The organism is Cytophagales bacterium (genome assembly GCA_019456305.1).
In the GTDB taxonomy this organism is placed as follows: Bacteria; Bacteroidota; Bacteroidia; order Cytophagales; family VRUD01; genus VRUD01.
Window position 1 is genome coordinate 17,908 of the sequence record VRUD01000062.1, and the last position, 9,977, is coordinate 27,884.

Sequence of the window (9,977 nt, forward strand, 5' to 3'; positions counted from 1 at the left end):
ACGATTTTAGATTTACTGTTACAAAAATACAAAATATGAATAAAATAATAGCAGAAATTTGAGAAACTTTTTAAAACTCATATATTTACATCATGAATAAAGAAGTACCTTGGTTTTTAGTATTAGGGCTATTTCTTGTCCTTTTAAACAAATATCCTTGTGGTTACTTCCATCAAACCCCAGAATCATGAAAAAACTGATCATAATCATCATTGCCATCACCTCAAGCAGCTTGATCTTGCAATCATCTGACGACTCAAACCCCCAGCTTGACTCCCTCAAAAACGCACTTAACAATGCAAACCACGACACCACCTGCGTGAATATCCTACTTGAAATTGTTGAAAACATATATGACGACAACGTATGGCCTGAATACAACCGGCAAGCGCTGGATATTGCCGAAAAAAACATCCCCCACAGCAAAGGCGTGGTATTGCTCTTCTTTAAAAAAGCAAAAGCAGACGCGCTTAACAACATCGGTTATATTCACGTTTTACAGGGCAACCCTGACAAGGCGCTGGAATATTACCTGCAAGGTTTGGAGATACAAAAAGAGATCAATGACAAACAAGGTATCGCCTACTCATTAAGTAACATAGGCGTTATCTATTACAATCAGGGTAACCCAGACAAGGCGCTGGAAAATTTCCTGCAAAGCTTAGAGACAAGAAAAGAGATCAATGACAAAGAAGGTATCGCCCAATCATTAAATAACATAGGATTTATCTATAACAACCAGGGCAACCCCGACAAAGCGCTGGAATATTACCTGCAAAGCTTAGAAATAAAAAAAGAGATCAATGACAAACAAGGCATCGCCTACTCATTAAATAACATAGGCGCTATCTATAACAACCAGGGCAACCCAGACAAGGCGCTGGAATATTTCCTGCAAGGTTTGGAGATACAAAAAGAGATCAATGACAAACAAGGCATCGCCACCTCATTAAATAACATAGGCAATATCTATTACGACCAGGGTAACCCTGACAAGGTTTACCCTGTGGAACGCGACAGTTTGTTCAACAGGGCGCTGGAATATTACCTGCAAAGTTTGGAGATAGGAAAAGAGATCAATGACAAACAACGCATTGCATATGTATTAAATAGCATAGGGCGGGTTTATCTTGAACGTAAAGACTATACCGCAGCCACAGACTACTGCACGCGCTCACTCTTCATAGCAGAGGAGCTTGGCTATCCTGAAAACATAATGAGATCTGCCGGAAGCCTGCACAAGATATACAAAGCCATGGCAAAAAAAGCCAAAAAACAGGGCTTGTGGGAGTATGGTGAGCGCTATGCAACGGCAATAGAATACAACGAACTCTACACCCAAATGCGCGATACCGTCCACAACAACGCGATGTCAAAAGCCATTGGCAAGGTAGAAGGTAAGTTTGAGTTCAAAATGGCCCTCAAAGAAAGGGAGCAGCGCGAAAAAGAGCAGGAACTAAAGAAAGCCAAAGAAACATCACGCAGAAACAACCTGCAAAATGTAGCCATAGCCATGGGGCTGTTTGTGTTAATAACAGTCATTATCTTTTTGGGTAATCTCGTACTACCCGGGTGGCTTGTCAATGCTTTATCGTTTATACCTTTTGTGCTGCTGTTTGAGTTCATCACCGAGATCATAGAACCCTGGACAGAAGCCTTCACGGGTAATCAGCCCGTTTATGAAGTGCTCATCAACACCGCAGTGGTACTGCTCATATTTCCCATACAATATATTTTTGAAAAAAAGTTGAGGGAGAGGCTGTATAGAGCAAAGAAGAAGCGGGCTGTAGCTCGGATTGGTAATCCGAGAAAGCGGAGGAAGGGGAGTAGTAGTAGCAGTAGCAGTTGAAAATGGTTATATGGTTATATGGCTAAAATTTTAGGCATTTATTATTAGTCCCGCCAAAGGCGGGATTAGCATTATTTATTCGTATGAAAAACAAAATAGAAATCCAAAAAGGCGACATCACCAAACTAAAAGTTGACGCAATTGTCAACGCTGCAAATACTACACTGACAATTTATTAGCCAACTGTTATAAAAATTCATTGAAAATAGCCACGGAGAACGGTATAAAAAGTATTGCATTCCCGGCTATCAGCACAGGTGTTTACCACTTCCCCTTGGAACGAGCTGTAAAAATTGCTATTAACGAAACGAAAAGTTTCCTTCAAAATAATGTCCTTCCCGGGAAGGTTATCTTCGTTTGCTTTGATGATAAGACCTTCAACATGTACGAAAAATTTATCTAAGAAATTTAATTTGAAACCACTAATTACACGAATTACACTAATTAAGAATTTCACTAATTTAGTTCTTTTACTTTGTAAGAAAATTTGTTTAATGTAAAAATTAAATGCAGAGAATCTTCCGGTTAAATGCGTAGCTAGTTCAGAACTCAATAAATTTGCATTAGATCCGGTTATTATTATCTTGTATTTATAATACAAATTTTATAACAATATTTGTATTATAAACGCAAATATTTTAAAAATGTTACGATTTGATTTTCAAACAAAGGTGTGAGCATGGTGAACCCCGCCAGTTGGCGGGGCTATGTTTACCCCGCCTGTGGCGGGGAGCTATGCGCCATGCAATTTAATTTCACTAATAAGCTGATAAGTTGCCGTAATATCATCAAGCGAGGTGCGAATATCTCCTTTTCTGCCTTCCACAAGATTTACAAATGCCTCTATTTCATTAAAATATCCGTGGGTATAGAACTGGTTGTATTTACCGAATAGAATAAACGTTGGAATAGCGTTTTTGCAATCCTACCAGGCAAACTTGCCCGGTTTTCTCTTCTGTACGTTTCAATTCTTCTAATTCATCAAGTGTCAGGCAGGGAGGTTTTTCTACAAAAACAGATTTGTTTGCCAACAAAATTTTCTTAGTCAGATCAAAGTGGACGGCAGGATCGGAACATAAAAAAACACCTTTCACTTCATCGTCCTTTAATATCATGTCCAGGTTATCTGTTCCTGTGGCGCCTTTGTATCTCAGCGCCATTTTTTTAGCGTTGCTGATATTTCTCGTGAGGATATTTTTAAGGGAACGCTTAAATAATCCAGGCAGGGATACAAATTACTGATGCTATGATTCCCAACCCCTATAAAAGCAAATTTTGATTTATAATTCAGGGGATGGTTCAGGTAGTTTTGCTTCCTGAGGTTTTTGTATTTTTCTATGATGTCTTTGATGATCATGTTATACTAATGCGCTAAAACATCCGCAATATGCATCGTTTTTATTTTTATGTTATTTTTTTTAATATACCCGTCAATATGCATCAGACAGGACGAATCTGTAGAAATGATGTAGTCGGCATTGACAGCAAGGGCATTATCTACCTTTTGCTGTGCCATTGCTACTGATATTGGTTCAAACTTTACTGAGAAAGTCCCTCCAAACCCGCAACAGGTTTCATTATCCTTCATTTCTACAAGCTTAAGTCCTTTCACGTTTTTTAAAAGTTTTCTTGGCGCTTCTTTAATACCGCACTCCCTCAATGCACTGCACGAATCATGATAGGTGGCAATGCCATTCAACGTTGCTCCCTTTATACTTTCAACCTTCAGAACATCAACTAAAAATTCTGAAAACTCAAAGATATGCTTTTGAATATTTCTACATTGATTTATGGCAGACAAATTCTCAATTAGCAGATCATATCCATTCCTGATCATACCTACGCAGGAGGCCGAGGGGCTTACGATAACAGCCCCCCTAAATCCCCCCGAAGGGGGGACTTTGCCATCGCTTTTCCCTTTGGGAAGTGGGGTTGGGAAGTCCCCCCTTCGGGGGGATTTAGGGGGGCAGAAATCATTCAAGAATTTATGAGCTACTTCACGTGCATCATCAAAATATCCGGCATTATAAGCAGGCTGGCCGCAGCAAGTCTGGTTTGGATTGTAATGCACTTCACAGCCAACCTCTTCAAGCACTTTCACCATATTAAAACCCGTTTGAGGGAATAGCTGGTCTATGAAACAGGGGATGAAGATGTTTACTTTTGTTTTATTCATTTTTAATAAAGAAAAAGAATATGTATCGGCTATTCAGCTAATCGTTCAATATTATTATCTGTTTATTAATTACTCCTTTTTTGCTTATTAATTGGAGATTATAGATGCCAACCGGATACTTGTTTAAATCAAGTTGCTTTTCGTAGATGCCTTTAAATTGTTTTAGCTCCTCTCTAAATAATACCTGTCCTAAGTTGTTGACAATTTTTAGCTCTAAATTTTCTGCTTGCCCGCCTGCCGGACGGGCAGGTGTTATGTTCATTACAATATTAAACTTGCCGGTATTGGGATTGGGATATATTTTCAAAATACTGCATCCTGAACAAATTGCGGCAGATGTTTGAATTGTTGCCGGAGTACCATTTAACAATCTTGCAATCCGGTTTCTCCCTGTTCCATTATAGGAAGTGAACCAGCCACCGATAATAATTTTCCCATCGCTTTGTATAGAGGTTGTCTGGACAACATTGTTTGCTCCCGGACCAACGGTAAAAGTTCCGTCAAGGGTTCCATCGGTATTGAGGCGGGCAATCCGGTTTATTGCTGTTCCATTATAGGAAGTGAAGTTACCACCGATAATAATTTTCCCATCGCTTTGTATAGAGGTTGTCCAGACATAACTGTTTGCTCCCGTTCCTACGGTAAAAGTACCGTCAAGGGTACCATCCGCATTGAGGCGGGCAATCCGGTTTATTGCTGTTCCGTTATAGGAAGTGAACCAACCACCGATAATAATTTTCCCATCGCTTTGTATAGAGGTTGGAAAGACAGTATTGTCTGCTCCCGTTCCAGGGTTAAAAGTTCCGTCAAGGGTACCATCGGCATTGAGGCGGGCAATACGGTTTATGGTTGTTCCATTATAGGAAGTGAATTGTCCCCCGATAATAATTTTCCCATCGCTTTGTATAGAGGTTGTCCCGACAACACTGTTTGCTCCCGTACCAACGGTAAAAGTACCGTCAAGGGTTCCATCCGCATTGAGGCGGGCAATCCGGTTTATTGCTGTTCCATTATAGGAAGTGAACCAACCACCGATAATAATTTTCCCATCGCTTTGTATATAGGTTGTTCGGACATACCAGTTTGCTCCAGTACCAACGGTAAAAGTTCCGTCAAGGGTTCCATCCGCATTGAGGCGGGCAATATAATTTCTCCCTGTTCCATTATAGGAAGTGAAGTTACCACCGATAATAATTTTCCCATCGCTTTGTAGAGAGGTTGTCCTGACAGTACTGCTTGCTCCGGTACCAACGGTAAAAGTACTGTCAAGGGTACCATCTGCATTGAGGCGGGCAATACTGTTTCTTGCTGTTCCATTATAGGTAGTGAACCCGCCACCGATAATAATTTTCCCATCGGGTTGTATAGAGGTTGTAGAGACAGTCCAGTTTGCTCCCGTTCCTACGGTAAAAGTACTGTCAAGGGTACCATCGGTATTGAGGCGGGCAATACGGTTTATTGCTGTTCCATTATAGAAAGTGAACCAGCCACCGATAATAATTTTCCCATCGCTTTGTATAGAGGTTGTAAAGACAGTATTGTCTGCTCCCGTTCCTACGGTAAAAGTACTGTCAAGGGTACCATCGGTATTGAGGCGGGTAATATAATTTATTGCTGTTCCATTATAGGAAGAGAACCCGCCCCCGATAATAATTTTCCCATCGCTTTGTATAGAGGTTGTCTCGACATCAGAGTTTGCTCCCGTACCTACGGTAAAAGTACTGTCAAGGGTTCCATCGGTATTGAGGCGGGCAATACGGTTTATCACTGTTCCATTATAGATAGTGAAGACACCACCGATAATAATTTTCCCATCGCTTTGTATAGAGGTTGTATATACCCGATTGTTTGCTCCCGTACCAACGGTAAAAGTACTGTCAGGGGTACCATCCGCATTGAGGCGGGCAATATGGTTTCTCGATATTCCATTATAGGAAGTGAAATCGCCCCCGATAATAATTTTCCCATCGCTTTGTATAGAGGTTGTTCGGACAATACTGTTTGCACCATCCCCAAAACCAAAGCCAATGTCTGTGGGGTTAAAGGAGAGGTCAATGGAGCCGGAGGGCTGGGCTTTTGCACAAAAAATTATGTGCAAAAACAAGGATAAGAATAGAAGTTTTCTCATGGTTTTAAAATTGGTTTGGATTAAAGAATACAATTTTTGGTGTTCAGGGCAAAAAAGATACTAAATGGTTTTATGTTAGGCACGTTCAACCTTTAAGTGCCCCGCACATAAAATTTATGTGAGGGACAAAGGTAACAAAAAAAAAATTGGGATTTTTTTTTGTTATTTTTTTAGAGAGTCCCATCAGAGTCCCCTTTTTAAGATAGTAATATGTTTGAATTTAGGATTTCCGGGAGACTCTGATTGTACTAAGACCACGGAGGTAGGTAGATTTTGATAATAAATTTTGCATTACTTTATAACTTTAGGCCAGTCCATCTCCTTTTCTAAAGAAATCTTGCCTTTATTAATCAATGTAACTTTATCCCATTTGGGAGTCCTATCTCCTGTTCTGAGATTTAGAAGATTTTCACAACCAAGTTTATCAACTAAAACCCATTCTGCGTCTTTTATTATTTCATTCTTGTCGTTATTAGGAATATCATCAACTTGTGCGTATGAAAACCTAAAAGCTGATAACATTTCATTAATTGATTTATCATAATTTGTCCAATTGTTTAAAACAAACCCATAACCCTCTGGAAAATGTTTGTTCCAATTTTCTTTACGGTTATTATAATAATATGGTGAGAAGATCACCTTATTTATATCTTCAGTGTATTTATTTGTAACTCCATTCTTCAAATCATCTATTTTTCGCAAAGGGAAATTACCCGCGCGAATATTTACCAAATGTTCGCATAATCTCCCTAGTATGTTGCTTTCTGACTTGCCTATATAAAACGGTCGAAAAATATCAACTTCAAATCCATACATGTATATCCCCCGAAAAGGATTTTCATAAAAATGTTCTACACCAAAATCTGATTTTTTATTGCTTAAATCGAGGTCAGATAACTCGTAAAGTTTTGACCAATTCAATGTGATAATTACTTCATTAGGGTTATTCATTTCTTAATTTCTTTGTTTTCAAATCTTAAATTAGTAAAAGAAATATTTTCCAGTTTTTTGTCTTGCTTCCTTAAAGCAAAGAAAGTCTATATTAAGTATAATAATGTGAGGATGTTGAAAAAGGATTTAATTTTATATTTCATTTTAATCCTATTAATTAGTTTCTGTCCATAAACTAAAATTATAAGAATAGCACCACGATTTATCGTGGTGATAATAATCAAAAAAATAAATTCTAAGTCCGTTTTAACGGACTTCAATAATTGGATATTCAAAGTGATTAAAGTCCGTTAAAACGGACTGAAAAATGGTGATGTCGTTTTTTCACCCTGATAAATCAGGGTGCTATTCTTATGAAAAAGTGACTTTAGAGACAGACACTAATTAATACCTAAATCGCAGATAATTTTATCAATTCTTTTCTCCAACATCTTATCTACGTTATCAAAGTCATCTTTACTACTTAATTCTTCATGCACACTAAAATAAAATTTTATCTTTGGTTCAGTGCCGGAAGGACGGGCAGAGATTTTGCTTCCGTCTTCTGTTATAAATTGTATAACGTTAGATTTGGGGAATTCTGTTTGAACAAGGCTCTGATAATCTTTGATTAAAACTACTTTGGAATCACCGAGCTTTGAGGGAGGATTATTCCTAAACCTTGTCATCATCTGCTGTATTTCCTCTGCTCCCGATTTACCTTTTTTTGTAATGGATACGAGCCTTTCTTTATAAAAACCGTACTCTATATACATATTGATCAACGTATCATAAAGACTCAATCCTTTATCTTTAGCATAAGCTGTAAATTCAGCAATAAAGGCACAGGAAATAATGGCATCCTTATCCCTTACAAAGTCACCAACCAGATAGCCATAACTTTCTTCTCCTCCAGCAATGAATTTTTCCTTGCCCTCCAGCTTCCTGATCAACGATGCTATATGCTTAAATCCGGTAAGTGTGTTATAGCATTTTACGTTATTTTTTTCCGCGATGCGTTCAATCAGGTCAGTGGTTACGATGGTTTTAACTACATACTCTTTGCCGGTTAATTTACCGGCACTTTTCCAGCTATTTATGAGGTAATAGACCAGCAGGCTTCCAATCTGGTTGCCATTGAGCAACACAAATGTTGCGTCACTTTTTTTAACAGCCGCCCCTACCCTATCAGCATCCGGGTCAGTTGCTAAAACCAGGTCAGCATCAATAGCTTTTGCTTTTTTAAGGGCGAGTTTTAAAGCTGCCGGTTCTTCAGGGTTAGGGAATTCTACCGTAGGGAAATTACCATCAGGTTCAGCTTGTTCATCCACAACAGTTACATTGTTAAAACCAAACTTTTTTAAAACCTGTGGCACGAGCTTATTACCCGAACCATGGATCGGTGTGTAAACGATTTTTAGGTCTTTTTGATTTTTGATGGCTTGCCTGGATACAGATAAAGACAGGATTTTGTTCAAATACACATTATCCATCTTTTCTCCTAAATATTCAATACCTCCCATTTTGTCAGTCTGACCGTTCTCCCAGGCAATTTCATCAATAGACTTAATTTTCCTTATTTCATTAATAATATTTTTATCATGGGGCGCTATGATCTGTGCACCATCATCCCAATACGCTTTATAACCGTTATATTCCTTGGGATTATGCGATGCGGTTATCACCACTCCACTTTGGCAACCCAATTGACGCATGGCAAAAGACAATTCAGGGGTGGGACGCAATGATTCAAAAATATATACCTTAAAGCCATTGGATGAGAATACATTTGCTGTGATCTTAGCAAAGTAATCGCTGTTATTTCTGCTATCGTAAGCAATAGCTACTTTGATGAATGGCGAATGCTGAATGGCCTGCCCCGCCCGCCTGCCATGTTTGGGCTTTGCCTTTGGCGGGCAGGTAGCAAGGTTTACCCCGTAGGGAGGAACGACCGTACTGGGGTACGAGCGTACTGGGGTGATTGGCGGGGGATTATTACTTTTACTTTTATTTTTACCTACAAAGCATTTGATCAAATAATTACTAAGTCCCTGGGTAGCCATTCCAACGGTATATTTATTCATCCGGTTGGAGCCTGCACCCATAATACCGCGAAGCCCACCGGTGCCAAATTCCAGGTCTTTATAAAAGGCGTCTGTTAGTTCATCTTCATTATTTGTATCAAGTAATTGGTTTATTTCTGCTTTGGTTTGTTCATCATAATTGCCATCAAGCCAGATTTGGATTTTTTTTTTGATCTTAGCATTCATATTTACTTTACTTCAATACCTGTAGTAATAATTTGGTAAGCAAGGGGATCGTTGTCATTAAATTCCTTTTCATCAAAGGGATGGGGTTCAATTCTCAAATCAATATTTCTACGTAATTTCATTAATTCAATCCGCATGTCAAAACTATCAGATAAATTTTTCATTACAATAGCTATATCAATATCGCTGTCTTTATGAAAATCCCCGTTCACATACGATCCAAAAAGAAAGGCTTTTTCAATATTGTATTTTTCTTCTTCCAGGTATGAAAGATAATTTTTTACGATTTTAAGAATTGATTTTTTAACCATTTTCTATATTCTGTTATTTTGTAAATCCATAATTCTGTATATTCTTTTGTACATTTTTGATAAAATTTCTTTTTATAATCATTATACCTTGCTTCAAGGTTAAAAGTTGTTACAGTGTCAAAAAAATCCTCTTGCTCTTCAGTTAGCTCTATATTTGATGCTGAAGTTAAGAGAAGTAATTTATGAGTTAGTGGGGCGTGTTTATGTAACTTTTTCACATAATAAGCTTTTAGTAATTTTTGGTCTAATAGACAAAAGGTGGTTGGTTTTACTGATTTAAAATTTCATCAATTGCTTTCTTTTTCCTATGTTC

The 9,977-nt window shown here is 38.3% G+C and carries 9 protein-coding genes and 1 pseudogene; 2 read left to right on the forward strand and 8 right to left on the reverse strand.

The features are described from left to right. Nucleotides 1-187 precede the first annotated feature (187 nt). Together FVQ77_12875 and FVQ77_12880 are read left to right on the forward strand one after the other, a co-directional pair. Entirely contained in the window at nucleotides 188-1,849 is a 1,662-nt protein-coding gene (locus tag FVQ77_12875; GenBank protein MBW8051208.1) for a tetratricopeptide repeat protein, read from the forward strand. 83 nt (nucleotides 1,850-1,932) lie between these two features. Beyond that, nucleotides 1,933-2,252, forward strand: a pseudogene (locus FVQ77_12880) (hypothetical protein). A gap of 481 nt (nucleotides 2,253-2,733) precedes the next feature. Here the strand turns inward: FVQ77_12880 and FVQ77_12885 are convergent. From FVQ77_12885 to FVQ77_12920, 8 genes are all read right to left on the reverse strand, one after another. Beyond that, nucleotides 2,734-3,009, reverse strand: a complete 276-nt coding sequence (locus tag FVQ77_12885) for a Gfo/Idh/MocA family oxidoreductase (GenBank protein MBW8051209.1) — start codon at nucleotides 3,007-3,009, stop codon at nucleotides 2,734-2,736. After that, a complete protein-coding gene (locus tag FVQ77_12890; GenBank protein MBW8051210.1) occupies nucleotides 3,000-3,206 on the reverse strand; it encodes a hypothetical protein in 207 nt (68 codons plus the stop codon). The genes FVQ77_12885 and FVQ77_12890 overlap by 10 nt, the downstream gene beginning before the upstream one ends. A 6-nt stretch (nucleotides 3,207-3,212) precedes the next feature. Next, complete coding sequence (locus FVQ77_12895) at nucleotides 3,213-4,025, reverse strand: (Fe-S)-binding protein (protein ID MBW8051211.1); 813 nt, start codon at nucleotides 4,023-4,025, stop codon at nucleotides 3,213-3,215. 37 nt (nucleotides 4,026-4,062) lie between these two features. Then, nucleotides 4,063-6,153, reverse strand: coding sequence for a T9SS type A sorting domain-containing protein (locus FVQ77_12900; GenBank protein MBW8051212.1), 2,091 nt, complete (start codon nucleotides 6,151-6,153; stop codon nucleotides 4,063-4,065). Nucleotides 6,154-6,444: 291 nt separating this feature from the next. After that, nucleotides 6,445-7,104, reverse strand: a complete 660-nt coding sequence (locus tag FVQ77_12905; GenBank protein MBW8051213.1) for a hypothetical protein — start codon at nucleotides 7,102-7,104, stop codon at nucleotides 6,445-6,447. A 380-nt stretch (nucleotides 7,105-7,484) separates the two neighbouring features. Beyond that, complete coding sequence (locus FVQ77_12910; GenBank protein ID MBW8051214.1) at nucleotides 7,485-9,188, reverse strand: phospho-sugar mutase; 1,704 nt, start codon at nucleotides 9,186-9,188, stop codon at nucleotides 7,485-7,487. 167 nt (nucleotides 9,189-9,355) lie between these two features. Beyond that, complete coding sequence (locus tag FVQ77_12915; protein ID MBW8051215.1) at nucleotides 9,356-9,664, reverse strand: nucleotidyltransferase domain-containing protein; 309 nt, start codon at nucleotides 9,662-9,664, stop codon at nucleotides 9,356-9,358. Then, nucleotides 9,634-9,882: a hypothetical protein gene (locus tag FVQ77_12920; GenBank protein MBW8051216.1), complete on the reverse strand. Its 249-nt coding sequence runs from the start codon at nucleotides 9,880-9,882 to the stop codon at nucleotides 9,634-9,636. The genes FVQ77_12915 and FVQ77_12920 overlap by 31 nt, the downstream gene beginning before the upstream one ends. Nucleotides 9,883-9,977: the final 95 nt, after the last annotated feature.